Origin of the sequence: Streptomyces sp. GESEQ-35 (assembly GCF_017948485.1) — a bacterium.
GTDB lineage: Bacteria > Actinomycetota > Actinomycetes > Streptomycetales > Streptomycetaceae > Streptomyces.
In genome coordinates, this window is record NZ_JAFFSX010000018.1 from 86,568 (window position 1) to 112,185 (window position 25,618).

A 25,618-nucleotide genomic window follows, 5' to 3' on the forward strand; every position below is an offset into this window, starting at 1 on the left:
GCTCAGGGCCATCACCAAGGGGTGGTCGTCACCGTCCACGGGCGGATCGGGTGCGGGGGTCACCGAAGTGCTCACCGTGGCCTCCCGACCGGCTCGGCGCGTCGCCACACGAGCACGCGGCGCTGTGGGCGCGCGCCCACCTCCCGGGTGGCACGCACGATGAGCACATCACCGTCGAGTTCGGCGTCGCGGGTCTGCTCGACGCCGATCCAGTCGGCGCGCGAGGAGATCCGGATCCGGTGCACCACCTTCCCGCCCGCCACGCGCCAGTCGCCCGCATACCCCATGTAGGAGGGTCCGGGCTCCGGTGTCGTGGGCATCATGCTCACCGAGACATGGCCGTCGGCGGTGTACACGAGCATCCCCTCGGGGGCGGGTCCGAGCGGGCCCTCGCCGACGGGCCGTCCCGCCTCGTCCACGTCGTGGAATGCCTCCAGGTGCCACACACCGACCAGGTCCTGTGTCATGTCCGCTGCTCCTCACCGGTCTCGTCGTGCCGCAGGCAGTCCGCCACGAAGCCGAGCACCCCCAGGTGGTACTCGCGTGCCGTCCAGCCGAGGCTGATGTTGTGGCCGGCATCGGGCTGATGGTCGATCAGGACGCGGGGCGCGGTGTGCAGCCGGGACCGCAGCCGGTCGACGGCCCGCCGGTCACTGCGCCACCAGCCCTCGTGCTCGGCGAAGGTGAACCGGACGGGCACCCGGATCAGCCCGGCCAGCCGTGCGAACGTCTCCGGCCAGTGGGCGGCGTCCGCCAGCTCGCGAGCCGGCGTCGGGGCGACGACCGCGCCGCTCGCCCGGAACGTGCCCGGCGGATACAGCCGCAGCGGGCCCCAGTTGCGCTGCTGGTGTCCGGCCGAGCCGGCCGGCGCGGTGGGCGGGACCAGGTACTCGTCGCCGCACCCGGAGACCGCGAGGCCGATCAAGCCGGGCACTGTCCCGTCCGCCGCGATCCGCAGCGCCGGCTTGCCGCCGAAGGAGTGCGCGAGCAGGAAGAGCCCGGCGCCCGTCTCGTACCGGGCCGTCAGGTCGCTCAGTGCCGACGTCAGGGTGACCGCCTGTTCCGCGACCGTCTGTCCCTCGGGCAGCCGGCCGGCCGAGAGCCCGTAGCCGGGCCGGTCGAGGGCCACCGCCGCGAACCCCAGCTCCGCGGCGAGAGTCAGCAACGACGTCTCCGGACGGGCCGGTCCGTGGAAGTACCCCGCCGTCATTCCCGCGCCGTGCAGGGCGACGACGGTCGCCCTGCACGGGGTGTGCCGCGGTCGTGAGAGCAGCCCGGAGAGCGGGATCCCGGCCGCGTCCAGCGTGATCCCCTGCACCGTCGATGACGGTGTCGCGGAGACGGCCGTCCGTGCCCGGGTCGTCACGGCCCGTCGCCCCCGGCGCGCCGCTCCGCGTACTCCTTGGCCAGGGTGAGTGTCGCGAGGCTGTTGGTGCTGAGCGCGGTGCGGGCGTATTCGATCGCGTCCCGCACGGTCGCGTCCGCTCCCAGGACCCTTGCCACGGCGTCGGGGGCGACGGTGATCGTGTGCTGAGAGGAGGCCGTGACACCGTCCCCGTCCGGTGCGAAGGTCCAGCGGCCGGTGTGCAGACTCAGCAGGGCGGGGAGGGTGACCTGCTTGTACACGATCCGGTGCGGCGGCAGTCCCACCCGGTACGACTTCGTGGTGTGGGAGGTGCCGTCCTTGGCCACGGTGTCCATCTCCAGCGTCTGCAGGCCCGGCACCGGTTCCTCCAGTCGCACCGCGCGGACGTGCGGCAGACGCTCGGTCCACCGGTCCGCCCGGTCGATGAAGTCGTACACGTCCCGGGCGTCGCCCCTGATTTGGACCGTGTCCTCGAAGGAGCAGGTCAGTTCGTCGGCGGCGGCGCCCGACTCGGCGATGGTCCGCAGGGACTCCAGTTCGGCGCGGGAATTGCGGTCGACCACGTCGTCGAGCCAGGCGAGGTTCGCCGCGTCGGTCGCCCGGTAGTCGTGCGCGAGGCGCACCAGCGACTCCCCGGAGGGGAGGGCCTCGATGTGCCAGCTGCCGCCCATCGCCGCCACCGGGGGCGCGGTGACCTCCTGGCGGAAACCGATGCGCAGGTTCTCCGGGTCCAGGGTGCGGTACGAGGTCCAGTTCTTGACGGTGTCGCCGGCGGTGGCCCAGATGCGGATGCGCTCCTCGTGCGCGCCGCGTTCCACATGGTCGACGTGGATGTTCGGAGGGAAGAGCCGGGGCCAGTCCTCCGCTCGGGCCAGCAGTTGGTAGACGGTCTCGGCCGGAGCGGAGATCTTGATCTCGTGCCCGGACTCGTGCGGTTCGGACGGCATGGGACTCCTCGGGACTGGTGGCGGGAGAGGCGGCGCGGGTCAGAAGTTGCCGAGGCCCCCGCAGACGTTCAGGGCCTGGGAGGTGATGGACGCCGCGGTGTCGGAGATCAGGTAGCCGACCAGACCGGCCACCTCCTCGGGGGTCGAGTAGCGGCCCAGCGGGATCTTCGCCTGGAACTTCTCCAGGATCGCGTCCTCCGAAGTCGCGTACACGCGCGCGTAGTTCTGCCGCACCCGGTGTGCCATCGGCGTCTCGACATAGCCGGGGCAGACGGCGTTGACCGTGATGCCGGTGGGGGCCAGCTCGTTGCCCAGTGCCTTGGTGAACCCGACGACACCGTGCTTGGAGGCGGAGTAGGGGGCGCCGAGGACGACGCCCTGCTTGCCCGCGGTGGAGGCGATGTTGATGATGCGGCCCCAGTTCTTGTGCCGTAGGCCGCCGGTGGTCAGGACCTCTCGGGTCAGCCGGAACACGCTGTTGAGGTTGGTGTCGACGATGTCGTCCCAGAGCTCGTCGGCGATGTCGGCGGTGATGCCGCCGCCGCTGATACCTGCGTTGTTGACGAGTACGTCGACCGTGCCGTATCGCTCGGCTGCCGCCCGGACGTAGCCGCGTATCGAGTCCGGCGACCGGACGTCGAGGACCGCGCCGTCCACGTCGAGCTGCTCCTCCCGGAGCTGCTTGACGGTGGCGAGGACCTTGTCCTCGGTGCGGGACCCGATGAACACCCGGTGCCCCTGCTCGGCCAGCAGCCGGGTGACGGCCAGACCGATCCCGCTGGTGGCGCCCGTCACCAGGACGGTTCGCCGCTCCTGCTGTGTCATCTCTCCTCCGTTCTCCTCGGTGCGGGGTCAGGCGGCCCGGGTGGACAGGTACGCGCGGACGGCGTCGACGAAGGAGCGCGGGGTCGTGCCGTCCCCCAGGACGGACTCCCCCAGGTCGATGCCGTACTCGCGCTCGACCCGGCCGGCCGTCTCCAGCAGGGCGAGCGAGTCGTAGCCGATGTCGGTGAACTGCGTATCGAGGATGTCCCCGTCGAGGTCGGCGCCCTCGGGGACACCGGAGCCCTCGTGGAGGATCCGCTTGAGGTCGTCGAGCGAGAAGTGGGCGTGCGTCATGAGGGTCTTCCTCCTTGTGTGGGTGTTCCGGAGCGTGGGGCGGGTGTTCAGGAGCGCACGACCATGGCGGAGTTGAAGCCGCCGTGGCCGCGGGCGAGGATCAGCGCGGTCCGCAGACGAGCGGCGCGCGGCTGGGAGACGACCAGGTCGAGGCCGAACCGGTCGGCGGGCTCGACCTGCACCGTCGGGGGGATCAGCCCGTCCTCCAGGGCGAGGAACGCCGTGGCCAGGTCCAGGGCCGCGGACCCCGCGTAGAGCCGGCCGGTCATGGTCTTCGGCGCGGTGACCGGGACGCCGTGCGGCCCGAACACCGTGACGAGTGTGTAGGCCTCGACGCTGTCGAGCTCCGCGTCGGCGGCGGCGTCCGCGAAGACCACGTCCACGTCGCCCGGGGTCATCTCCGCGTCGGCGAGGGCCTGTTCCACGGCCCGGCGCAGCCCTGGCTCCCGTCCGTCCATGGTGGCGGCGTACCCGGCGATCTCGCCGTACACCCTGGCTCCGCGGGCGCGGGCGGTGTCGGCGGCCTCCATGATGAGCAGGGCGCCGCCCTCGCCCGGCACATGGCCGTCGGCCCGGTCGTCGAACGGGAGGTAGGCGTGGGTGGGTTCGTCGGCGGTGCTGAGCCGGCCGCCGGTGTGCAGGCCGACCCAGCCCCAGGAGCACAACAGGGCGTCGACCGCGCCGGCGACCACCAGCGAGGTGCCCTTGCGGATCTGCCGCCTGGCCTGCGCCACCGCGTCCAGGCCGCCGGCCTGGTCGGAGACGACGACGCCGCTGGGGCCCTTCATACCGTTGCGGATGGAGATCTGGCCGGTGTTGACGGCGTAGAACCAGGCGAAGGACTGGTAGGCGCTGACGTACTGACCGCCCCGGCTCCACAGGTTCTTCAGCTCCCGCTGGCTGAACTCGAAACCCCCCGCCGAGCTCGCGGTGATCACGCCCATGTCGAACTCGGGCAGTTCGGACGGCCGTACCCCCGCGTCCGCGAGGGCCCAGTCCGCGGCGACCAGGGAGAGCCGGGTGACCCGGTCCGTCTGCGGCATCAGACGGCTGGGGAGGTGCTCCTCCGCCGTGAAACCGGTGATCTCTCCGGCGAGCTTCGCCGGATACGGGGAGGCGTCGAAGCGGGTGAGCGGTCCGATACCGCTCTTGCCGGCGAGGGTCGCGTTCCAGTAGTCCCGCACACCGAGTCCGTTGGGTGCGGTGACGCCGAGCCCTGTCACCACCACGGATGTGCTCACGCCGCGCTCCTCTCCGGTGCGGCCAGCACCATGGCGCTCTGGAACCCGCCGAAGCCGCTGCCGACCGTGAGAACGGCGTCGACGATCTGGTCACGCGCCGTCAACGGCACATAGTCCAGGTCGCACTCCGGATCGGGCGTGTGCAGGTTCGCCGTCGGCGGGACCACGTCGTGCCGGATCGCCAGGACCGACGCGGCGATCTCGATGGACCCGATGGCGCCCAGCGAGTGCCCCACCATGGACTTGATGGAGCTCACCGGCGTGCGGTACGCGTGTTCGCCCAGGCTCCTCTTGAAGGCCGCGGTCTCATGCCGGTCGTTCTGCTTGGTCCCCGAGCCGTGCGCGTTGACGTAGTCGATCTCGGTGGGGTTCATCCGGGCCTCGTCGAGCGCGACGGTGATCGCCTCCGCCATCTCCGCCCCGTCGGCGCGCAGACCCGTCATGTGGTACGCGTTGCTCCGGGTGGCGTATCCCGCGACCTCCGCGTGGATACGGGCCCCACGGCGGCGCGCACTGGTCAGCTCCTCCAGGACGAACACCGCGGTGCCCTCGCCGAGGACGAACCCGTTGCGGGTGCCGTCGAAAGGGCGGGAGGCGTGGGCCGGCTCGTCGTGGCGTGGGGTGGTCGCCTTGATCGCGTCGAAGCAGGCCATGGTGATCGGCGAGATCGGCGCGTCGGTGGCACCGGCGACCATGACGTCCGCGCTGCCCTCCCGGATCAGCTCGACGGCGTAGCCGACCGCGTCGAGCCCTGAGGTGCAGCCCGCCGACACCACACCGCTCGGCCCCTGGGCCCCCACGGCCCGGGCGACCTCGGCCGCGAAGGAGCTCGGCACGAAGTGGTTGTAGAAGTGCGGGTCGGCGTAGCCATGGTCGACCAGGTCGAGCCGACCGCCGTCGCTGACGACGCGATAGTCCTGGTCCAGGCTCATGGTGGCGCCCACCGCGCTGCCGATGGTGACGCCGATCCGGTACGGGTCGAGGGCGGCGGTGTCCAGAGCGCTGTCGGCGACGGCGCCGCGCGCCGCGACCACGGCGAACTGCGCGGCCCGGTCCATCCGCCGCACCTCGTGCGGGGTCAGACCGTGCTCCTCCGGTACGAAGTCGATCTCCGCGGCGACCCGGGAGCGGAACGGTGTGGGGTCGAAGAAGGTGATGGTCCGGGTGGCCGTACGGCCTTCGGTCAGCAGGTCCCAGAAGGCGTCGGTGCCCACCCCGCCCGGGGCGAGGACCTGCATTCCGGTGATGACCACGCGCCGTCCGCTCATGCCGGCACCTCCCAGCGGTAGACGCGGGTGGCGACCTGGTCGGCGGTGGAGCGCCAGCTCGCCGGGTCGTACACCTTGACCAGGGGTTCGAGCTCCCGGCAGATCTTGATGAACCGGGGGTCCGCCTCCTTCCACGCGTGGTCGATCAGCGCGTACCCGTCCGACGTCGTGAAGTCCTGGAGGTGGAAGTAGACGCCGTCGAGGCTGAACAGCTGGCGGCGGCGCGTGCCCATGTGGTGCGGGAAGTCGGTGGCGTCGAGTTCGGCGAACAGCGCCGAGACCTCGGGGATCACCGTGGGGTCCATCCGGTTCACGATGACCGTGCTGTGCAGCGGCTGCCCCGGATCGGCGGGTTTGCCGTCCCACCGGTAGAAGCGGGTCGCCGTGGCATCGAAGGGGGCTCCCAGGCCGGGAATGGTCACTTCGTCGGCATCGGTGACCTGTACCAGCAGGTCGTGATAACTGAACAGCTGGCGCCGGAGAAAACCTGCCGCCCTGGCTTCACCGGTGTCATCGAATTCGGCGAAGGAATCACATATCCGGGTGATGGCGTCGGGTTCTGCTCGGCACAGCGAAACGACAGTCTGCACGCCTTTTCCTTTCCATTCGCAGTGGTCAGAAATACTTCGGGAACCGCTTCTGGAACCGCGCGGGAAAGGGTCAGTCCTCTTCGACCGACAGGGCTCCCGACGGGCAGATGAACACCGCTTGCCGCACCTTCGGCACCAGCTCGCCCTCGGCCCGGTCGGTGCGCAGCTCGACCACTCCCCGGGCGTCCTGTGTGAACACGCCGGGTTCCGTGAGCACGCACTGGCCGGCTCCGGTGCACACGTCCGGATCGCTGGTGATACGCATGCCGCCGCCCCTCACCAGACGACCGGCAGCTCGTACAGCCCGAACGCCAACGCGTCGTACTTGAAGGGGAGTTCGGCTTCTTCGGCGGCAGGCCTGAGCGTGGGGATGCGGTCGAAGAGGGTGTCGAAGACGATCTGTAGTTCCAGGCGGGAGAGGTTCTGGCCAAGGCACTGGTGCGGGCCGTAGCCGAAGGCCACGTGATGCCGGGCGCCCCGCTCCAGGTCCAGCCGGTCCGGGTCCGGGAACGCCGCGGGGTCGCGGTTGGCGGCGAAAACCGAGGCCATCACGCCGTCCCCGGCGCGGATCGTCACGCCGCCGATCTCCACGTCCTCCAGGGCGACCCGCCCGGCGGCGACGTCGAGGATGGAGTAGAAGCGCAGCAACTCCTCCACCGCGATCGCGGTCCTGGCGGGGTCCTTCCTGATCGCGGCGAGCCAGTCGGGGCGGGTCAGGAAGGTGTGGACGCCGAGAGCGATCATGCTCGCACTGGACTCGTATCCGGCGATCAGCAGGAGTTGGGCGAGGCTGTTGAGACCCTCGCTGTCGATCTCTCCGTTCTCCTCCCGTTGCAGGGCTATCTGACGGCTGATGATGTCGTCGCCGGGGTTCGCCGCCTTCTCGGCGATCAGTTCGTCGAAATACTTGCGCAGCCCGATCGAGATCTGCACCCGCTCCTCGCCCGAGGTCTTGCGCCACAGCATGCGGTGCACCAGGTCGATGAAGTAGGCGTGGTCGGCGTGGTTGGCGCCGACCAGTTCGGCGAGCAGCAACGTCGGTACCGGAAGGGCCAGTTCGGCGACCAGGTCGACGGGCTGCGGCAGGCCCAGGATCCTGTCGACGCAGTCGTCGACCAGCTTCTGGACCGTCGGGGCGAGTTCGGCGACCCGGCGCACCGAGAAGTCGCTGATGACCCGGCGGCGGGCGGCGGAGTGCTCCGCGCCGTCCATGCTGATCATGAATTTCGGCTGTTTGCTCAGCCCTTCGCGCTGGCCGAGCGCCAGGTTCGGGAAGCCGTCGGCGAGCCGGTCGGCGCTGAAGCGCGGGTCGGAGAGCACTGCGCGCACATCCTCGTACCGGCTCAGAAACCAGACGGGCTGACCGTCGCTCATCACCACCTTGCTGACCGGTTCCTCCGCGCGCAGCCGGGTGTAGACCTCCGGTATTTCATAAGGGCACCGGCGGCCCACCGGGTAACGCGGCAGCTTGGCAACTTCCTCGGGATCCAGATTGAGCATGACGCTCCTTTGGATGTCGTGGATTCTCCCCGCAGACTCGAGGAACTGTAACCACGGAATCCCTGGACCAGTGTCAGGAGAATGTCAATTGGACTTCTCCTGACACTCTCTTTCAAAGAATTGTGTTTCGCGGTTCGGCCGGGAATACAGGCCCCCAACCGTGTTCCACCAGCGCGAACAGCCGGCGCATGGCCTCCGCCGGATCGGCACTCGCGCGGACGAGGTGGGGAGCTTCCAGCGCGATACGGGCCAGGGCGGTGACGGCCAGGTCGTCGGGGTGCCGGCCCGTCTCCTCGGCGATGACGGCCGCCAGCGCGTGTTCGTGACGCAGCCACATGCGCCGGGCGTACTCCCTGAGCGCCGGGGTCGCCTCGACCAGGGCGAAATGGGGGTCGTCGGTGCGCAGGCCGGTGCGGGTGCGGACGAGGTGGTCGCACAGCGCGTGCAGCACCGACCGGTCCGGCGCCCGGTCGCGGACGGCGCGGACGAGGGCGTCCTCCACGTCCTGGTCCTCGTCGAAGACCAGCGCCTCCTTGCCGGGGAAGTGCTTGAACAGCGTGCTCAGCGAGACGTCGGCCGCCTCCGCCACCTCCCGGACCCCGACCTTGTCGAAGCCGCGCTCGGTGAAGAGCCGCAGCGCGGCGTCCGCGAGGGCCTGGCGGGTGGCGGCCTTCTTGCGCTCGCGACGGCCCATGGTCCCGGCCGCGGCGTCCTTGGAATCGGTCACATGGGCACTGTACTGCGCATTCGGCGATCTGATCAGTAATCAGTGCGGCTTCATCATCGGAGCGGTTGTACTTTCCGATCCGATGTGGTTCCGTGGAGTGGTGGGCAGCGGCCTCGGGCCGCAGTCATTCGACGGAATCCCGCGTTGCACAGCAGCCCGGCGCGAGCCGGGTCGCCTTTCGTACGCGCAGGAGAGGACGTCATGGCAAGTCCCACACAGTCGTTCGCCAGGCCGCAGGGCGTCGCAGAGGTGAGCGACCGGCGGTTGAACTTCACGATCACCGCACTCGGCATCGGCGCCATCGCGAGCATTCTCGACTCGACGATCGTGAACGTCGGCGTCGACCGGTTCTCCCGGGTCTTCGACGCGAGCCTCACCGCAACCCAGTGGGTGGTCACCGGCTTCCTGCTGGCGATGACCGCGATCGTGCCGCTGTCGGGATGGCTGATCGACCGTATCGGCGGGCGTGCCACCTGGATGTCCGCGCTCGGGGTGTTCCTCGGTGGTTCGATCCTGTGCGGCGTCGCCTGGGACCTCCCTGCGCTGATCGGCTTCCGGGTGTTGCAGGGCCTGGGCGCGGGCCTGATCATTCCGGCGCTGATGACCCTGCTCACACAGGCCGCCGGCCAACAACGGCTGATGACCGCCATGGGCAGTTTCTCGCTGCTGGTCCAGGTCGGCCCGATCCTCGGACCCGTGGTCGGCGGCGTCCTGCTGGAGAACGCGAACTGGCGCTGGCTCTTCCTGGTGAACATCCCCTTCTGCGTTGCCGGGCTGGTGCTGGCCGGCATGGTCCTGCCGCCGAAGCAGCCGTCCGCGCACAAGCGCCCGCTGGACGGCATCGGGCTCGCACTGCTCACACCGGCCCTGGTCGGCGTGATCTACGCGCTCAGCAACATCTCCGACGCGGGCGACCTGGGCACCGCGCGGGTCTGGGCGCCGCTCGTCTGCGGACTCGCGCTGCTCGTGGGATTCTGCGCCTGGTCACTGCGGGACGGCGCCTCGGCCCTGATCGACGTACGGCTGTTCGCCGACCGTGGTTTCGGGGTCACCAGCGGGCTGTCCGTGCTGGCCGGGTTCACCATGTTCGGCGGCATGCTGCTCTTCCCGCTCTACTTCCAGCAGGTGCGCGGCGCGTCCGTCGTGGACACCGGGCTGTTCATGGTCCCGCAGGGCGTGGGCGCGGCCGTACTGATCATCTTCGGCAAGAAGCTGCTACAGCGGATCACGGCCCGCACCAGGATCGTCTGCGGATTCGCACTTATGGCACTGGGCACCCTGCCGTTCGCCTTCCCCGGCACGCGGGACATGACCTGGCTGCTGATCGTCGCCCTGACCGTGCGCGGGCTGGGCGTCGGTGCCGGCACCTCGGCGATCAACGCCTCGGCCGTGGCCGGGCTGCCCAAGGACGAGATCCCGCGCGGCACCACGGCCTTCAACATCGTCCAGCGCATCGGTGCCCCGTTCGGCACCACCACCGTGGCGGTGATCCTCGCGCAGGCCTCGGCCCATGCGGCACACGGTTCCGCCGGCCTGGCGGGTGCCTTCGGCACGACCTTCTGGTGGACTCTCGGCTTCACCGCCCTGCCCGTCGCTCTGGCCCTCCTGCTGCCACGGGTTCCCGCCAAGGGACCCGAGCGGGCCGCGTAGCAGCGCACCCGGACCGGCCGCCGGGGTCCACCCCCGAGCCCCGGCGGCCTCCTTCTCCAAAATCCCCTCGAAGGGAGTCACGCCCTCATGGCCAGGCTTCGCCGCCGCCTCGGCAGCCTTTCGGACGGGGAATTACCCCGAGTTCTGATCCATCATGAATCCCACACCGCGAATCGATACGATCCAGTCGCGGTCACCGAGCTTCGAGCGGATGCTGCTGATATGCGTGTCCACCGTCCTGCGGGACCAGGAACCGCCCCATATCTGCTCAAGTATCTCGTCACGCGGAACAACGGTTCCCCGGTTCAGCGCGAGGAGCAGAAGAAGCTCGAACTCTTTCCGCGTCATCTTGATGACACGGTTCTTGAAAACCACCTCGCGCTTGCGTACGTCGATACGCAGCGGGCCGCGTTCCAGTACCGCCGGGGGCGTTCGCCCCGAGGTGTGCACCCGCCGCATGACCGCTTCCATACGTGCCAAGAGCTCACGAAATCCATAGGGCCGGACCACATAGTCGTCGGCGCCGGCCCGCAGGGCCAGGACAGCGTCCAGCTCGGACACCTGAGAGCCGATGGCGATGATCGGCGTGTCACTGGAGGCGCGCAGGCCGCGGCAGACCTCCAGACCATCGAGATCCACTAATTCAAGCCCGAGCAGAATGAGATCGACGGACAGGTCGCCGGCGATGGCCTCACGCCCGCCCGCCACGGCCCGTACCTTCTGCCCGCATCGGACCAGTTCTTCCGTGAGCGCCTCCCTGTACTCTGCCCGACTTTCCACCACGAGGACCGTCCAGGTTTCCGCGGGGTTCACTCCCCGCACCGACCCTGCCGATATCAGCGGCAAGCCGTTTCTCATGATCTTCCCCCGCATACGATCAATTCGATGCTTTACCGAGCGGGCCCATCCTGACACGGAAGGAAGATTACCTCAAGGGACTTGCCTTCCTCCGCGAGGGAGGCAACAAACCTTTAACTCGCCGTCTACCTGAACAGCGAAACCGAGCGCAAAATATCTGGAAAGAATCTCCCAATAGAAGTACTGAGGGATCTCAAGTCCAGATAAACAGGACCACTGGAATTCCAACTCGAAATACCTGGAGGAAATGGAAAACAATTCCCAAGCTCCGATTATCGAGCACACGGAAGCCCGCCCCGCCGCCAACCGTCGGACCCCATGAGCGGAGAGCTACCTTCCAGTCACGTCACGTTCGCATCACGGGTCCGTCATTCCGCCGCGGCATCAGCAGCCTCCCAATACTTTCGTCACCTCATATCCGACCGATCGCCTCACTGTGATCACACGTATGGATATCGGCTCAAATCTGAGGGGCTCCCCGTGAACCTGTTCCGCAAGCCCGCCGCCGTGGCCGTAGCCGCGCTGGCGCTGGCCGCCCTGCCGGCCACCGCCGAGGCTCATGACGGCAGCCACCCGTTCGAGAACTGCACCGAGGCGTACGAGAACGGGTACGCCAACATCCCCCAGGGTGACGAGCACTACGGCGACCATCTGGACCGCGACCGGGACGGCATCGGCTGCGACAACCCGCCCGCGGACTTCGTCCCCGCGGAGGACGAGGGTGCCGACTCCGCCGAGGACGCCGCGGGACAGGAGAACACGGAGGACACCGACCTGGCGGCAACCGGCGGCAACGGCGCCACCCCGTACCTCGCGGGCGGCGGCGCGGCCGTGCTCCTCGCCGGCGGCGGACTGCTGGTCGCCGTACGCCGGAACCGCGCAGCCCGCTGAGCCGTGGCCGGCGAAAGGGCCGGGGACACGGAATCGACCCGCCCGTCGGCGAGTTGACGCGTGCGTATCCGCAATCCCCGAGGAGCCGCCATGCCCGACGAGCCGGTCACCGATCCCGCCACCGATCCCGCCGTCCGTGAACTCCGCCTGGTCGTCACGGCCGACGACTACGACGCGGCGCTGCACTTCTACCGCGACGTGCTCGGCCTGACGGAGCAGGCGGCGTTCTCCTCACCCGGCGGACGGGTCACCATCCTCGACGCCGGCCGGGCGACCCTGGAGCTGACCGACCCGAACCACGCCGCGTTCATCGACGAAGTCGAGGTCGGGCGGCGGGTGGCCGGGCACATCCGGGTGGCGTTCCAGGTCGACGACTCCACGGCCGTCACGGCGAAGCTGGCCGCGGCCGGCGCGGAGGTGGTCGCCGAGCCGACCCGCACGCCCTGGAACTCGCTCAACTCCCGGCTTCAGGCACCGGGCGCGCTCCAGCTGACCCTGTTCAGCGAACTCGGCGACTAGCGGAGAGCGAGAGGGCGGCACCCCCCGCACGGGGTGCCGCCCTCTCGTGGTGCGCCGGAGCCGTCGTCCATCGGTGAGGGTCGGGGACGGACGACGGCTCCGGGGACTGATGGCTAGCGGTGGTCGCTGCCCTGGGACTGGGACGCTGCCCGGCCGGCCTCCAGGCGCGCCACCGGGATGCGGAACGGCGAGCAGGAGACGTAGTCCAGGCCCACCTCGTGGAAGAAGTGGACGGACTCCGGGTCACCGCCGTGCTCACCGCAGACGCCGAGCTTCAGGTCGGGGCGGGTCGCACGGCCCGCCTCGGCGGCCAGCTTCACCAGCGAGCCGACGCCGTCCCGGTCGATCGTCTCGAAGGGCGACACTCCGAAGATGCCCTTCTCCAGGTACGCCGTGAAGAACGAAGCCTCGACGTCGTCCCGGCTGAAGCCCCACACCGTTTGGGTGAGGTCGTTCGTGCCGAAGGAGAAGAACTCGGCGGCCTCGGCGATCTGACCGGCGGTCAGCGCGGCACGCGGCAGCTCGATCATCGTGCCGATCGACAGTTTCAGGTCGGTGCCGGTGGCCGCCTGCACCTCCGCGATGACCTGGTCGGCCTCCTCGCGGACGATCTCCAGTTCCTGGACCGTGCCGACGAGCGGGATCATGACCTCGGGGCGCGGGTCGCCCTTCGCCGCCTTGCGCTCGGCCGCGGCCTCGGCGATCGCCCGTACCTGCATGGTGAACAGGCCCGGGATGACCAGGCCCAGCCGCACGCCCCTGAGGCCCAGCATCGGGTTCTGCTCGTGCAGCCGGTGCACGGCCTGGAGCAGGCGCAGGTCGTTCTCGTGCGGGTCCTTGCGGGCCTCCGCCAGGGCTACGCGGACCGACAGCTCGGTGATGTCGGGGAGGAACTCGTGCAGCGGGGGGTCCAGCAGCCTCACGGTCACCGGCAGGCCGTCCATCGCCGAGAACAGCTCCACGAAGTCCTGCTTCTGGAGCGGGAGCAGCTCCTTCAGCGACTCCTCGCGCTCGGCCTCCGTGTCGGCCAGGATCAGGCGCTCCACCAGCTCACGGCGGTCGCCGAGGAACATGTGCTCCGTACGGCACAGACCGATGCCCTGGGCGCCGAAGCGACGGGCGCGCAGCGCGTCCTCGGCGTTGTCCGCGTTGGCGCGCACCCGCAGGCGCCGCTTGCGGTCGGCGAACGCCATGATCCGGTGCACGGCCTCGACCAGTTCGTCGGCGTCCTGAGCGCCCGCGTGCATCCGGCCCTCGAAGTACTCGACGACGGGAGAGGGGACGACGGGCACCTCGCCGAGGTAGACCTTGCCGCTCGACCCGTCGATCGAGATCAGGTCGCCTTCCTCCACCACATGCCCGCCCGGCACCGTCATCCGGCGCCGCTTGGTGTCGACCTCGAGCTCCTCGGCACCGCAGACACAGGTCTTGCCCATGCCGCGCGCCACCACCGCCGCGTGTGACGTCTTGCCGCCGCGGCTCGTCAGGATGCCCTCGGCCGCGATCATGCCGTCCAGGTCGTCGGGGTTCGTCTCCCGGCGGACCAGGATCACCTTCTCGCCCGAACGCGACCACTTCACGGCCGTGTACGAGTCGAAGACCGCCTTGCCGACCGCCGCACCCGGCGAGGCCGCGATGCCCCGGCCGACCTTCTCCACCTTCGCTTCGTCGTCGAAGCGCGGGAACATCAGCTGGGCGAGCTGGGCGCCCGTCACCCGCTGGAGCGCCTCGGCCTCGTCGATGAGGCCCTGGTCGACGAGTTGTGTGGCGATACGGAAGGCCGCGCCCGCCGTGCGCTTGCCGACGCGTGTCTGGAGCATCCACAGCTGGCCGCGCTCGATGGTGAACTCGATGTCGCAGAGATCCTTGTAGTGGTTCTCCAGGGTCCCCATGATCTGCATCAGCTGGTCGTACGACTTCTTGTCGATCTGCTCCAGCTCGGCGAGGGGGACCGTGTTGCGGATGCCCGCGACCACGTCCTCGCCCTGCGCGTTCTGGAGGTAGTCGCCGTAGACGCCCTGGTGGCCGGAGGCGGGGTCGCGGGTGAAGGCGACACCGGTGCCGGAGTCCGGGCCGAGGTTGCCGAACACCATCGAGCAGACGTTGACGGCGGTGCCCAGGTCGCCCGGGATGCGCTCCTGGCGGCGGTAGAGCTTGGCGCGGTCGGTGTTCCAGGAGTCGAAGACCGCGTGGATGGCGAGGTCCATCTGCTCGCGCGGGTCCTGCGGGAAGTCCCGGCCGGCCTCGGTCTTGACGATCTTCTTGAAGCGGGTGACCAGCTTCTTGAGGTCGGCGGCCTCCAGTTCGGTGTCGACCGTGACCTTCTTGGCCTCCTTGGCCTTCTCCAGGGCGTCCTCGAAGAGTTCGCCGTCGACGCCGAGGACGGTCTTGCCGAACATCTGGATGAGGCGGCGGTAGGAGTCCCAGGCGAACCGCTCGTCGCCGGCCTGCTTGGCCAGGCCCTGTACGGACTTGTCGGAGAGCCCGATGTTGAGGACGGTGTCCATCATGCCGGGCATCGAGAACTTCGCCCCGGAACGTACCGATACGAGGAGGGGGTTATCGGCCTGTCCGAGCTTCTTGCCCATCGTTGCTTCGAGGGTGTCGAGGTGCGCGCTCACCTCGTCACGCAGTGCCACCGGCTCCTCGCCGCTGTCGAGGTAGACCTTGCAGGCCTCGGTGGTGATCGTGAAGCCCGGAGGGACGGGAAGACCCAGGTTGGTCATCTCGGCGAGGTTCGCACCCTTTCCGCCGAGGAGGTCCTTGAGGTCCTTGTTGCCCTCGGTGAAGTCGTAAACGAACTTCTTGTTCTCCGACGCGTTTTCCGACACGGGTCCCAACTCCTCAGAGGACGCGGTGGCTGCCCTGACGGCGAGGAACATACCCAGATCGAAGGCGCCTGGGTACGTCCACTTGTGCGTCATGAGCCTGTAACCAGCCGTCCGCCACAGGATCAAAAGTCAAAGCTTGGCAAGGAATAGCCAGGCGATGTGTTCACTTCTTGAACGAACCCACCCTCACGAGCCACGGATGTCGCTCTTATGAGCATCTCTCGATACGTTTGATTTCGATCGATGAACGATCAAGGGGTGGCACTCAGTGCCACCCCTTGGAGAAGTGCAGTCGCCCAAGATCCGCTCATCTGAGCGCAGCCCTTATCAAGGGTGGCGAGAATCACGCTGCCACAGGCGGCGGGATTTCACCATGCGGACGGCATACGGACGACCTGCGGACCGGTATCCGGACCGAAACGCGCTGCTTACATCCCGAGCGCCAGCAAGCGCTCCTCCACCCGCTCGGGCGCGTAGAGGTACTCGACGACCAGCGCCCCGGCCCCCACCAGCCCGGCCCGCTCGCCGAGTCGCGAGGTCACGACGTCGAGGTGAGCGGTGGAGCGGGGCAGCGCCCGCTGGTACAGCAGCTCCCGTACGCCCGTGAGGAAGGGAGTTCCGGCCAAATCTCCGGCGATCATCAGAACCCCGGGGTTCAGCAGCGTCACGACCGTCGCCAGCACGTCCCCGACCGTCCGCCCGGCATCCCGCGCGAGCGCCGCCGCCTCCGGATGCCCGGACGCCAGCAGGTCCCGCACATCCGAGCCGGACGCCGCCGGCACCCCGGCCTCGGCCAGCCGCCGGGCCACGGCACCACCGCTGGCGACGGCGGCCAGACAGCCGTAGGAACCACACCGGCACAGCGCTTCCGCGCCCACCCTGATGTGCCCGAGGTCGCCCGCGCCGCCGTCGATGCCCCGGTACACCGAGCCGTCGACCACGACGCCGGCGCCGATACCGGTCGACACCTTGACCAGCACGAAGGCCGAGCAGTCCGGGTATCCGGTGCGCTGTTCGCCGTACGCCATGAGGTTCGCGTCGTTGTCGACGAGTACCGGCACCGCGGCGGCGCCCGTGTGCTCGGTGAAGGCTCTGGCGAGGCGGCTTCTTATGTCGTAGCCGTCCCAGCCGGGCATGATCGGCGGCTGGACGACGCGGCCGGTGTCGCGGTCGACGGGGCCCGGCACCGCGAGTCCGATCCCGCAGGCCTCGCCCGCCTGATGCCCGGCCTTCTCCAGGAGTTCGGCGAACCAGCGGCCGAGTTCGCCGAGCACGGCGTCGGGGCCGTCCTCGATGACCAGCGTGCCGGAGTGCTCGGCGAGGATCTCGCCGGTGAGGGAGAGGACGGCGGCGCGGGCGTGCCGGGTGTCGAGGTCGGCGGAGAGGACGACCGCGTGCTCGTCGTCGAATTCGAGCGTGATCGAGGGGCGGCCGCCGAGCGGGGAGTCGACCGGGCCGCCGGCGCCCTCGCGCAGCCAGCCCGCGCGGAAGAGGCGGTCGAGACGCTGGCCGACGGTCGCGCGTGAGAGGCCCGTCACTTGTTGGAGGGCACCGCGGGTCGTCGCTCGGCCGCTTCGCACCAGTTCGAGCAGGTCTCCGGCGCTCGCCTGGGTCCGACCGGCCATGCGCACCCCCTTGTGTTTCTCAAGCCTGCATTACATATTGAGTTTTGCGTGTTAAATAGACGTAACTCTACGGTAGCCACTGCCGAACTGGTCAGCCGGACGTCTTCGGGGAGCCCCGCGTGGATCGCACTGCCCAACTCACAGCACGCCGCACAGAGCGTGAGCTCGTATACGATCCGCTCCCCACGAAACCTTCGCTGCACCTCAGAGCCGTACGCGTGCTGGAGGACAACTGGACCGGCACGAACACCGTGCCCTCGCGCAGTCTGTACCCGCACCAGTGGTCCTGGGACTCCGCGTTCATCGCGATCGGACTGCGGCACCTCTCGCCGTTACGGGCGCAGACGGAGCTGGAGACGCTGCTCGACGCCCAGTGGGGCGACGGACGGATCCCGCACATCGTCTTCAGCCCTTCCGTGCCCCTCGACGCCTACTTCCCGAGCCCCGACTTCTGGCGCTCCTCGACCGCCGGGCACGCTGCGGGCGCCCCGCGCACCGTACAGACGTCCGGCATCGTGCAGCCACCGGTACACGCGCTGGCGGCCTGGCTGGTGCACCGCGCCGACCCCGGTCTGTCCCGGGCGCGCGGCTTCCTCGCCCGGCTGTATCCCCGGCTGGCCGCCTGGCACCGCTATCTGCTGCACCGGCGGGACCTGGGCGGAGGCTCTCTCGCGTCCGTCGTACACCCCTGGGAACAGGGCATGGACAACAGCCCCACCTGGGACGCCCCGCTGTCCCGCATCACACCCGCCCCGGCCCGCTCCTTCCGGCGCGCCGACCTCGACCACGGGGCGGCGGAGGACCGGCCGACGGATCTGGACTACGGACGGTATGTGCGACTGGCGACGGACTACCGGGACGGGGGCTACCAGGACGGTGGGGGTCAGTTCGCCGTCGAGGACCCGGCCTTCAACGCGCTGCTCATCGCCTCGGAGCATGCGCTGGCCCGGATCGCGCACGAGCTGGGGGCGACGGGGACGGCACGGCACGCGCGCGCGGAGCGGCTGACGGCGGCGCTGGTGGAGCGGCTGTGGGATCCGGCGGAGGGGATGTTCTTCTGCCGGGATGTGCGCGGCACCGGCCTGATCCATGAACGCAGCGTCTCCGGTCTCGTCCCGCTGCTCCTGCCGACCCTCCCCCGCGAGATCGCCACGGCTCTCGTGCGCACCCTCCGCGGACCGCACTTCGGGGACGGCACCCGCCTCGTCCCGTCGTACGACCTCCTCGGCGAGGCCTTCGATCCGCACCGCTACTGGCGCGGCCCCGCCTGGTTCAACACGAGCTGGCTGGTGGAGCGCGGGCTGCGAGTGCACGGCGAGCGGGCGCGGGCCGACGCGCTGCGGACGGCGGTGCTGGACACCGCCGACGCCACCGATTTCGCCGAGTACGTGGACCCGTACACCGGCGAGGCCTGCGGAGCCACCGGCTTCAGCTGGACCGCCGCGCTCGCGCTCGACCTGCTGCACAGCGACACCGCGCACACGGACACCTCGGCCGGCGACACCTCGGTCACGGCCATCGCGGCGATCAAGGGAGGGGACCGGGCATGACGGACCGGCATCATCTGCTCGTGCACGGCGGGACGTTCGCCGCCGTGGGCGACGGCGGCGACATCAGCGGCGTACGGGGCGGCAGTTCCCCGGACGGGTTGTTCGTGCGTGACGCCCGGCACCTCAGCCGCTGGCAGCTGACGGTCGACGGAGCCGTACCCGAGGCCTTGAGCCCCGTCGCCGACGGGGACACCGCGCGCTGTGTCCTGGTCCCGCGCGGCGGCCGCCAGGAACCGCCCGCGTACACGATCTTCCGCGAACAGGCCGTCACCGACGGCGCGTTCGTCGAGTTAATCCGGGTGACCAGCAACCGTCCGGTGCCGACCACGGTCCGCCTCGCGGTCACCGCGGACGCCGACTTCACCGACCAGTTCGAGCTGCGCTCCGACCACCGTACCTACGCCAAGATCGGCGCCACCCGTGCCCGCCAAGTCCTGGACGACGGCGTGGAGTTCACCTACCAGCGCGGCGAATGGCGCTCGCTGACGACGGTGACGGCCGAGCCCGTCCCGGACGGTGTCGAGGAGACCGGCACCGGCGCACGACGCCTCGTATGGACCCTGGACCTGGATCCGCACGGCACGGCGGAGCTGGCCCTGCGGGTCATGGCCCGCCCGCACGGCGACAAACGGGCCCGCCGAGTCCCCCGCTCCCCCGCCGCACTGAACGACCAACTCCTCTCCCTGGAGGGCGAGTTCGTGGAGGGCGTGGCCTTCCCGACCGGCTGGCCGGAGCTGGCCGCGGCCTGCGCGCGGGGCCTCGCCGACCTGGCCGCGCTCCAGGTCCCGGCGACGGGCCCGGACGGCGAGGAACTGCGCGTCCCGGCGGCCGGAGCGCCCTGGTTCCTGACGCTGCTGGGCCGGGACGCCCTGCTCACCTCACTGTTCGCCCTCCCCTACCGCCCCCAGCTGGCCGCCGCCACCCTCCCCGCACTCGCCGCGGCCCAGGCCACGGAGACCGGCGCGGGCTCGGTCGCCCAGCCCGGCAAGATCGTGCACGAGGTGCGGCACGGCGAGCTGGCGCACTTCGGGCAGGTGCCGTACGGGCGTTACTACGGGTCGGTGGATGCGACCCCGCTGTTCCTGGTCCTCCTCGGCGCGTACGTCGATCAGACCGGGGACGCGGAGTTGGCCCGCCGCCTGGAGCCCCACGCCCGCGCGGCGATCGGCTGGATGCTCGACCACGGCGGGCTCACCTCGCGCGGCTACCTGGTCTACCGCGCGGACCAGGGCGGCCTCGCCAACCAGAACTGGAAGGACTCGCCCGGCGCCATCTGCTCGGCCGACGGCACGCGGGCGACCGGCTCGGTGATGGCGGCCGGGGCTCAGGGCTATGCGTACGACGCCCTGCGCCGCACCGCGTTGCTGGCCCGCACGGTGTGGGACGACGAGGTGTACGCGGCGCTGCTGGAGCAGGCGGCGGGCGATCTGCGGGACCGTTTCCAGCGTGACTTCTGGATGCGGGACCGGTGCTTCCCGGCGCTCGCCCTGGACGGCGAGGGCCGGCATGTCGACGCGCTGGCGTCCGACGCCGGGCATCTGCTGTGGTCGGGGCTGCTCGACAAGGAGTACGGCGAGCTGGTCGGCCGGCGCCTGCTGGAACCGGACTTCTTCTCGGGCTGGGGCGTCCGTACGGTTGCCTCCGGCCAGGCTGCGTACCATCCGCTGTCGTATCACCGGGGGTCGGTGTGGCCGCATGACAACGCGCTGATCACCCTCGGTCTGGCCCGCTACGGCCTGCACGACGAGGCCCGTACCGTCGCCCACGCCCTGGTCGACGCGGCTTCGGCGACGGGGCATCGGCTGCCGGAGGTACTGGCGGGGTACGGCCGGGACACCCACGCGGAGCCGGTGCCGTATCCGCATGCGTGCGTGCGGGAATCTCGGTCGGCGGCGGCGCCACTCGCGCTGCTGACGGCGGTTGGCGGCGCCTAATCGCTCCGCTGAGGGCGCCGTGTCTGTCTGCGGGTGCACTGTGGCTGATCGCGCAGTTCCCCGCGCCCCTTTGGGGCGTGGGGTTTGCCCGGAGTTTGCCGAGTGCTGGCCGAATTGGCTGAACATGGGGTGGGGCCCTGCCGTACGGGATGACAGCGGGCCACCGTCCGCCGCTCAGTAAGTCTCGGGCCTCGCACGGAAGGACCTTCGGGTGCCTGTCTTCACGCGCCTACGTCAACTACCAGGTACGACCGACGAGCCCGCGCCCGCCGACGGCGAGAAGCCCCCTGAGGGGCCACCCGCACCCGACGACGAGAGCGGCACGGGTGGTGCGGGTGGGAGCGAAAAGGCCGAAGGCGAAGCCGAGGCCACCGAGCCACAAACCCTCCGCACGCGCCTCGCAAACCTCCGCACCTGGCGCACGCGTCACCCCACCGCCACCCGCAACCTCAGCTGGACCACGACCGCCCTCGCCGCGATCCTCGTCCTCGCCGCCCTCCTCCTCCCGAACGCCTGGCCCGCGCTCCGCCCGAACAGGTTCATACGCCTGCCGGCGGAGGCGATCATCGGGGCGGTCATCCTGCTCAGCCTGGAGCGCCGCCCCCGCACAGCACTCGCCGCGGTGTCCGGTGTGGCCCTCGGCGCGCTGACCGTCCTGAACTTCCTCGACATGGGGTTCCGGGAGTACCTCGGCCGGGGTTTCAACCTGGTGCTGGACTGGGAGTTGCTGGACGACGCGCAGTCGTACATGGCGGACTCAATGGGCGGTACCGTCGCGACGGTCGCCGCCGTCACAGTCGTACTCCTCGTCGTAGGACTGCTCGTCCTGATGGCCCTGGCGACGGTCAGGCTGGCCAACCTCCTCGCCCGGAACGCCCCGGTCGCGTCGCGCGGCACGCTGATCGCGGGCACCGTCTGGATCCTGTGCGCGGCGGTCGGCATCCAGATCTCGGGCATGCCGGTCGCCTCCGACCGCACCGTGGACACGCTGAGGATGCAGGTGCGGCGAGTGCAGGACACGCTGCGGGACGAGGCGGCGTTCGCGAAGGAGGCCAAGGCGGACAAGTTCGGCGGTACGCCGGGCAATCAGCTGGTCCCGGACCTGCGGGGCAAGGACGTCATCTTCACGTTCATCGAGAGCTACGGCCGCAGCGCGATCGAGGACCCAATCATGGCGCCCGGCGTGGACAGGACGCTCGACACGAGCACCGAGGCGCTGACGAAGGCCGGCTTCCATGCGAAGAGCGGCTGGCTGACGTCGGCGACCTACGGCGGCAGCAGCTGGCTCGGCCACTCCTCGTTCCTGTCCGGCCTGTGGATCGACAACCAGCAGCGCTTCCGCACCGTCATGTCCAGCGACCGCCTCTCCCTGACCAAGGCGTTCCAGAAGACCGGCGCGTGGGACACGGTCGGCATCATGCCCGGCATCCAGAAGGGCTGGCCGGAGCAGCAGTTCTACGGCCTGGACAAGGTCTACAACGCCTTCCAACTCGGCTACCAGGGACCGAAGTTCAGCTGGTCGACGATGCCGGACCAGTACGCCCTGGAGGCCTTCCAGCGCCAGGTGCACGGCAAGAAGCGCGACAAGCCGCTGATGTCGGAGGTGATCCTGACCTCAAGCCACCAACCATGGGCCCCAATCCCGAAGATGGTCGGCTGGGACGAACTGGGCAACGGCTCGATCTTCGACGGCATCCAGAAAGCAGGCCAGAACCCGTCGTCCGTCATGGCCGACAGCACCAAGTCACGTGAGGAGTACGGCAAGTCCATCGAGTACTCGGTCACGTCGCTCACCCAGTGGCTCGAGCGCTACGGCACCGACGACACCGTCATGGTCTTCCTCGGCGACCACCAGCCGATCGCCCGGGTCAGCGGCGACAACGCCAGCCGGGACGTCCCGGTGTCGATCGTCGCCAAGGACCCGAAGGTCCTCGACAAGATCTCGTCCTGGAACTGGACCGAAGGCCTCAAGCCCGCCCACAACGCCCCCGTCTGGAAGATGGACGCCTTCCGCGACCGCTTCCTGCTGGCCTACGGCTCGACGCCGAGCCCGTCGAAGGGCTGATCCGGCAGCCGCCCACGGCGAGAAGGGGACGGGGCGGGGGGTGTCCGCCCGCAGCGGCCGGCGTCCATCACCGGCACCTTGATCAGTGACCGAGCCGCCGGACCGAGGACGGACACCCCCCGCCCCGGCCCCGCCCCACGACGAATCCGTAGGCGCTACACAAGCCCCACCAAAACCCGCAGATGCGCCGCAGGCATCCACACCTCAGCCCCCGGACGTGTCCAGCCCGGCATCCACACCTCAGCCCCCGGACGTGTCCAGTTCGGCGTCCTCGCCGATGCCCGCGCAGTCGTACGGGTCCTTCAGCCAGCCGTCCGGGAGGACCACCCGGTTGTTTCCGGACGTACGGCCGCGGGGCCCGTCGGCGCCGGCCGGCCAGGGCTGGTCGAGGTCCAGCTCGTCCAGCCCGCCCCGGAGTTCGTCCAGCGAGGACGTGATCGCCAGGCGCCCCCGCATCTCGGAGCCGACCGCGAAGCCCTTCAGGTACCAGGCGACGTGCTTGCGGAAGTCGATGACCCCGCGCGCTTCGTCGCCGATCCACTCGCCGAGGAGGGTGGCGTGGCGGACCATGACGTCCGCGACCTCGCGGAGGGCCGGCCGCGCGATGGCGTCCGTGCGTCCTTCGAAGACCGCCACCAGGTCCGCGAACAGCCACGGCCGCCCCAGGCACCCCCGCCCGACCACAACCCCGTCGCAGCCCGTCTCCCGCACCATCCGGACCGCGTCCTCGGCCGACCAGATGTCTCCGTTGCCGAGCACCGGGATCTCCGGGACGTGCTCCTTCAGGCGGGCGATCGCGTCCCAGTCGGCCGTACCGCCATAGTGCTGCGCGGCGGTGCGGCCGTGCAGGGCGATGGCCGTCACGCCCTCCTCGACGGCGATGCGTCCGGCGTCGAGGTAGGTGATGTGGTCGTCGTCGATGCCCTTGCGCATCTTCATCGTGACCGGGAGGTCACCGGCGCCGCTCACCGCCTCGCGGAGGATCGCGCGGAGCAGGTGGCGCTTGTACGGCAACGCCGAACCGCCGCCCTTCCGCGTCACCTTCGGGACCGGGCAGCCGAAGTTCAGGTCGATGTGGTCGGCGAGGCCCTCCTCCGCGATCATGCGGACGGCCTTGCCGACGGTCGCCGGGTCGACGCCGTACAGCTGGATCGAGCGCGGCTTCTCCGTCGCGTCGAAGTGGATCAGCTGCATGGTCTTCTCGTTGCGCTCGACCAGCGCCCGGGTCGTGATCATCTCGCTCACGAACAGGCCCTTGCCGCCGCTGAACTCCCGGCACAGCGTGCGGAAGGGCGCGTTGGTGATCCCGGCCATCGGTGCCAGCACGACGGGCGGCTGGACGGGGTGCGGGCCGATCTGGAGGGTCGAGTTCATCGTGGCCGTGGGCGTGGGCATCCCCCCATTCTCACGTACCGAACGGGGTGCGGCCAAACTCATTAGTTAGGCGTACTATTCATGAATGCCCGAGCTGAGCCCCCGCCGCCGCATGCTGGTGCTCGCGATCTGCTGTATGAGCCTGCTGATCGTGAGCCTCGACAACACCATCCTGAACGTGGCCCTGCCCTCGATGCAGCGGGAACTGCACGCGAGCACGGCGGGCCTCCAGTGGACGATCGACGCCTACACACTGGTACTGGCCTCGCTGCTGATGCTCGCGGGCTCCACCGCCGACCGGATCGGCCGCAGGCGCGTCTTCATGACAGGCCTCGTCATCTTCACCGTCGGCTCGGCGCTGTGCTCGATCGCGCCGAATCTCGAGGCGCTGGTCGCGTTCCGCATGGTCCAGGCGGTCGGCGGTTCGATGCTCAACCCGGTCGCCATGTCGATCATCACCAACACCTTCACCGACCCGCGCGAACGCGCCCGCGCGATCGGGGTGTGGGGCGGAGTCATCGGCATTTCGATGGCCGCGGGCCCGGTCGCCGGCGGGCTGCTCGTGGAGTCGATCGGCTGGCGGTCGATCTTCTGGGTCAATCTGCCGGTCGGACTGGCCGCGCTCCTGCTGACCCTCCGATACGTCCCCGAGTCCCGCGCCCCCAAGGCCCGCCGTCCCGACCCGGTCGGCCAGCTCCTGGTGATCGCGCTGTTCGGCTGCGCCACGTACGGGATCATCGAGGCGCCGACCTCCGGGTTCGCTGCCGTGCTCCCGTTCGCGGTGGTCGCGGGCGCGGCGCTGATCGGAATCCTCTGGTACGAGCCCCGTCGCGCCGAACCCCTCATCGATCTGCGGTTCTTCCGGTCGGCGCCGTTCAGCGGGGCGACCGTGATCGCGATCAGCGCGTTTGCTTCGCTGGGCGGGTTCCTGTTCCTCTCGACGCTCTACCTACAGAACGTGCGGGGGCTGGATGCGCTGCACGCGGGGCTGTGGATGTTGCCGATGGCTGCGCCGACGCTGCTGTGCGCTCCGCTGGCGGGGCGGTTGGTCGCGAACCGGGGGCCGCGGTTGCCGTTGGTGATCGCGGGGGTGGCGATGACGGCCAGCGCGCTGCTGTTCGCCGTGTTCGAAGCGGAGACTTCTGACGGCACGCTGTTTGCCGGGTATGTGCTGTTCGGTATCGGGTTCGGGTTCGTGAACGCGCCGATCACCAATACGGCGGTGTCCGGGATGCCGCGGTCGCAGGCGGGCGTTGCGGCTGCCGTTGCTTCCACCAGTCGTCAGTTGGGGCAGACGCTTGGTGTCGCGGTGGTGGGGGCTGTGCTGGCCACTGGCGTGGGGGCGTCGTCCTATGAGGCTGCGTTTGTGTCGGCTGCCGTGCCGGGGTGGTGGATTCTTACCGGGTGTGGGCTGGCTGTGCTGGTGGTGGGGGCCGTGAGCAGTGGGCGTTGGGCCCGGGGGACTGCTGAACGTACGGCTGAGAAGCTGTCGTCTATTGAGGTGCCTCAGACCGTAGGGGCTTCTGATCGTGTGTGACTGCGGGCCGTCTGTGGCTGGTCGCG

General features: G+C 69.7%; 22 protein-coding genes. 7 read left to right on the forward strand and 15 right to left on the reverse strand.

Annotation, left to right across the window (positions count from 1 at the left end):
* Nucleotides 1–71: 71 nt before the first annotated feature.
* The 11 genes from KCH87_RS29940 to KCH87_RS29990 form a co-directional block, all read right to left on the reverse strand.
* Nucleotides 72–467 (reverse strand): lipocalin-like domain-containing protein, encoded by a 396-nt coding sequence (locus tag KCH87_RS29940; protein ID WP_210589421.1) that lies wholly within the window; start codon nt 465–467, stop codon nt 72–74.
* A complete protein-coding gene (locus KCH87_RS29945; protein ID WP_308298946.1) occupies nt 464–1,366 on the reverse strand; it encodes a serine aminopeptidase domain-containing protein in 903 nt (300 codons plus the stop codon). Before KCH87_RS29945 ends, KCH87_RS29940 begins: the two co-directional genes overlap by 4 nt.
* On the reverse strand, nt 1,363–2,313 hold the full coding sequence (locus KCH87_RS29950) for an aromatase/cyclase (RefSeq protein ID WP_210589422.1): 951 nt from the start codon (nt 2,311–2,313) through the stop codon (nt 1,363–1,365). The genes KCH87_RS29945 and KCH87_RS29950 overlap by 4 nt, the downstream gene beginning before the upstream one ends.
* 39 nt (nt 2,314–2,352) lie before the next feature.
* Entirely contained in the window at nt 2,353–3,138 is a 786-nt protein-coding gene (gene fabG / locus KCH87_RS29955) for a 3-oxoacyl-ACP reductase FabG (RefSeq protein ID WP_210589423.1), read from the reverse strand.
* 27 nt (nt 3,139–3,165) lie between these two features.
* Nucleotides 3,166–3,432 (reverse strand): acyl carrier protein, encoded by a 267-nt coding sequence (locus KCH87_RS29960; protein WP_210589424.1) that lies wholly within the window; start codon nt 3,430–3,432, stop codon nt 3,166–3,168.
* A gap of 47 nt (nt 3,433–3,479) precedes the next feature.
* Entirely contained in the window at nt 3,480–4,673 is a 1,194-nt protein-coding gene (locus tag KCH87_RS29965; protein WP_210589425.1) for a ketosynthase chain-length factor, read from the reverse strand.
* Nucleotides 4,670–5,941: a beta-ketoacyl synthase gene (locus tag KCH87_RS29970; protein WP_210589426.1), complete on the reverse strand. Its 1,272-nt coding sequence runs from the start codon at nt 5,939–5,941 to the stop codon at nt 4,670–4,672. The genes KCH87_RS29965 and KCH87_RS29970 overlap by 4 nt, the downstream gene beginning before the upstream one ends.
* Complete coding sequence (locus KCH87_RS50505; RefSeq protein ID WP_210589427.1) at nt 5,938–6,531, reverse strand: TcmI family type II polyketide cyclase; 594 nt, start codon at nt 6,529–6,531, stop codon at nt 5,938–5,940. Before KCH87_RS50505 ends, KCH87_RS29970 begins: the two co-directional genes overlap by 4 nt.
* A gap of 70 nt (nt 6,532–6,601) precedes the next feature.
* Nucleotides 6,602–6,796: a ferredoxin gene (locus tag KCH87_RS29980; protein WP_210589428.1), complete on the reverse strand. Its 195-nt coding sequence runs from the start codon at nt 6,794–6,796 to the stop codon at nt 6,602–6,604.
* An 11-nt stretch (nt 6,797–6,807) separates the two neighbouring features.
* On the reverse strand, nt 6,808–8,031 hold the full coding sequence (locus tag KCH87_RS29985; RefSeq protein WP_210589429.1) for a cytochrome P450: 1,224 nt from the start codon (nt 8,029–8,031) through the stop codon (nt 6,808–6,810).
* Nucleotides 8,032–8,143: 112 nt separating this feature from the next.
* The gene (locus KCH87_RS29990; RefSeq protein ID WP_210589674.1) at nt 8,144–8,725 is read right to left on the reverse strand and encodes a TetR/AcrR family transcriptional regulator; all 582 of its coding nucleotides are present in this window, start codon (nt 8,723–8,725) and stop codon (nt 8,144–8,146) included.
* A gap of 234 nt (nt 8,726–8,959) precedes the next feature.
* On the opposite strand from KCH87_RS29990, the gene KCH87_RS29995 reads away from it, so the two are divergent.
* On the forward strand, nt 8,960–10,408 hold the full coding sequence (locus KCH87_RS29995) for an MDR family MFS transporter (protein ID WP_210589430.1): 1,449 nt from the start codon (nt 8,960–8,962) through the stop codon (nt 10,406–10,408).
* A gap of 132 nt (nt 10,409–10,540) precedes the next feature.
* Here the strand turns inward: KCH87_RS29995 and KCH87_RS30000 are convergent, their stop codons facing one another.
* On the reverse strand, nt 10,541–11,281 hold the full coding sequence (locus tag KCH87_RS30000; protein ID WP_210589431.1) for a response regulator transcription factor: 741 nt from the start codon (nt 11,279–11,281) through the stop codon (nt 10,541–10,543).
* 465 nt (nt 11,282–11,746) lie between these two features.
* On the opposite strand from KCH87_RS30000, the gene KCH87_RS30005 reads away from it, so the two are divergent.
* Both KCH87_RS30005 and KCH87_RS30010 read left to right on the forward strand, forming a co-directional pair.
* Nucleotides 11,747–12,157, forward strand: coding sequence for an LAETG motif-containing sortase-dependent surface protein (locus KCH87_RS30005; protein WP_308298947.1), 411 nt, complete (start codon nt 11,747–11,749; stop codon nt 12,155–12,157).
* Nucleotides 12,158–12,247: 90 nt separating this feature from the next.
* The gene (locus tag KCH87_RS30010) at nt 12,248–12,676 is read left to right on the forward strand and encodes a VOC family protein (protein ID WP_210589433.1); all 429 of its coding nucleotides are present in this window, start codon (nt 12,248–12,250) and stop codon (nt 12,674–12,676) included.
* A 113-nt stretch (nt 12,677–12,789) separates the two neighbouring features.
* On the opposite strand, the gene ppdK is transcribed toward KCH87_RS30010, so the two are convergent.
* A complete protein-coding gene (ppdK, locus tag KCH87_RS30015) occupies nt 12,790–15,558 on the reverse strand; it encodes a pyruvate, phosphate dikinase (protein ID WP_247197051.1) in 2,769 nt (922 codons plus the stop codon).
* Nucleotides 15,559–15,935: 377 nt separating this feature from the next.
* The gene (locus KCH87_RS30020; RefSeq protein ID WP_210589437.1) at nt 15,936–17,132 is read right to left on the reverse strand and encodes an ROK family protein; all 1,197 of its coding nucleotides are present in this window, start codon (nt 17,130–17,132) and stop codon (nt 15,936–15,938) included.
* A gap of 119 nt (nt 17,133–17,251) precedes the next feature.
* Between KCH87_RS30020 and KCH87_RS30025 the strand changes: the two genes are divergently transcribed.
* From KCH87_RS30025 to KCH87_RS30035, 3 genes are all read left to right on the forward strand, one after another.
* Nucleotides 17,252–18,682: a trehalase family glycosidase gene (locus KCH87_RS30025; protein WP_210589438.1), complete on the forward strand. Its 1,431-nt coding sequence runs from the start codon at nt 17,252–17,254 to the stop codon at nt 18,680–18,682.
* Nucleotides 18,679–20,616, forward strand: coding sequence for a glycogen debranching N-terminal domain-containing protein (locus KCH87_RS30030; protein WP_210589439.1), 1,938 nt, complete (start codon nt 18,679–18,681; stop codon nt 20,614–20,616). Before KCH87_RS30025 ends, KCH87_RS30030 begins: the two co-directional genes overlap by 4 nt.
* A 211-nt stretch (nt 20,617–20,827) precedes the next feature.
* The gene (locus tag KCH87_RS30035; protein ID WP_210589440.1) at nt 20,828–22,681 is read left to right on the forward strand and encodes a CDP-alcohol phosphatidyltransferase; all 1,854 of its coding nucleotides are present in this window, start codon (nt 20,828–20,830) and stop codon (nt 22,679–22,681) included.
* Between the two features lie 240 nt (nt 22,682–22,921).
* On the opposite strand, the gene dusB is transcribed toward KCH87_RS30035, so the two are convergent.
* Complete coding sequence (gene dusB / locus KCH87_RS30040; RefSeq protein WP_210589441.1) at nt 22,922–24,076, reverse strand: tRNA dihydrouridine synthase DusB; 1,155 nt, start codon at nt 24,074–24,076, stop codon at nt 22,922–22,924.
* A 64-nt stretch (nt 24,077–24,140) separates the two neighbouring features.
* Here dusB and KCH87_RS30045 point away from each other — a divergent pair, with 64 nt between their 5' ends.
* Nucleotides 24,141–25,592 carry an MFS transporter gene (locus KCH87_RS30045; protein ID WP_210589442.1) on the forward strand — a complete coding sequence of 484 codons (1,452 nt, stop codon included), beginning with the start codon at nt 24,141–24,143 and terminating at the stop codon, nt 25,590–25,592.
* The last annotated feature ends 26 nt before the right edge of the window (nt 25,593–25,618 follow it).

Bases quoted from the DNA above. Each gene is read 5' to 3' on its own strand.
- KCH87_RS29985 (WP_210589429.1), bottom strand. From the start codon at position 8,031: ATGCTCAATCTGGATCCCGAGGAAGTTGCCAAGCTGCCGCGTTACCCG.
- KCH87_RS30020 (WP_210589437.1), bottom strand. From the start codon at position 17,132: ATGGCCGGTCGGACCCAGGCGAGCGCCGGAGACCTGCTCGAACTGGTG.
- KCH87_RS29960 (WP_210589424.1), bottom strand. From the start codon at position 3,432: ATGACGCACGCCCACTTCTCGCTCGACGACCTCAAGCGGATCCTCCAC.
- ppdK (WP_247197051.1), bottom strand. From the start codon at position 15,558: ATGTTCCTCGCCGTCAGGGCAGCCACCGCGTCCTCTGAGGAGTTGGGA.
- KCH87_RS30010 (WP_210589433.1), top strand. From the start codon at position 12,248: ATGCCCGACGAGCCGGTCACCGATCCCGCCACCGATCCCGCCGTCCGT.
- KCH87_RS29970 (WP_210589426.1), bottom strand. From the start codon at position 5,941: ATGAGCGGACGGCGCGTGGTCATCACCGGAATGCAGGTCCTCGCCCCG.
- KCH87_RS30000 (WP_210589431.1), bottom strand. From the start codon at position 11,281: ATGCGGGGGAAGATCATGAGAAACGGCTTGCCGCTGATATCGGCAGGG.
- KCH87_RS29980 (WP_210589428.1), bottom strand. From the start codon at position 6,796: ATGCGTATCACCAGCGATCCGGACGTGTGCACCGGAGCCGGCCAGTGC.
- KCH87_RS30030 (WP_210589439.1), top strand. From the start codon at position 18,679: ATGACGGACCGGCATCATCTGCTCGTGCACGGCGGGACGTTCGCCGCC.
- KCH87_RS29940 (WP_210589421.1), bottom strand. From the start codon at position 467: ATGACACAGGACCTGGTCGGTGTGTGGCACCTGGAGGCATTCCACGAC.
- KCH87_RS29950 (WP_210589422.1), bottom strand. From the start codon at position 2,313: ATGCCGTCCGAACCGCACGAGTCCGGGCACGAGATCAAGATCTCCGCT.
- dusB (WP_210589441.1), bottom strand. From the start codon at position 24,076: ATGCCCACGCCCACGGCCACGATGAACTCGACCCTCCAGATCGGCCCG.
- KCH87_RS29990 (WP_210589674.1), bottom strand. From the start codon at position 8,725: ATGGGCCGTCGCGAGCGCAAGAAGGCCGCCACCCGCCAGGCCCTCGCG.
- fabG (WP_210589423.1), bottom strand. From the start codon at position 3,138: ATGACACAGCAGGAGCGGCGAACCGTCCTGGTGACGGGCGCCACCAGC.
- KCH87_RS29995 (WP_210589430.1), top strand. From the start codon at position 8,960: ATGGCAAGTCCCACACAGTCGTTCGCCAGGCCGCAGGGCGTCGCAGAG.
- KCH87_RS30045 (WP_210589442.1), top strand. From the start codon at position 24,141: ATGCCCGAGCTGAGCCCCCGCCGCCGCATGCTGGTGCTCGCGATCTGC.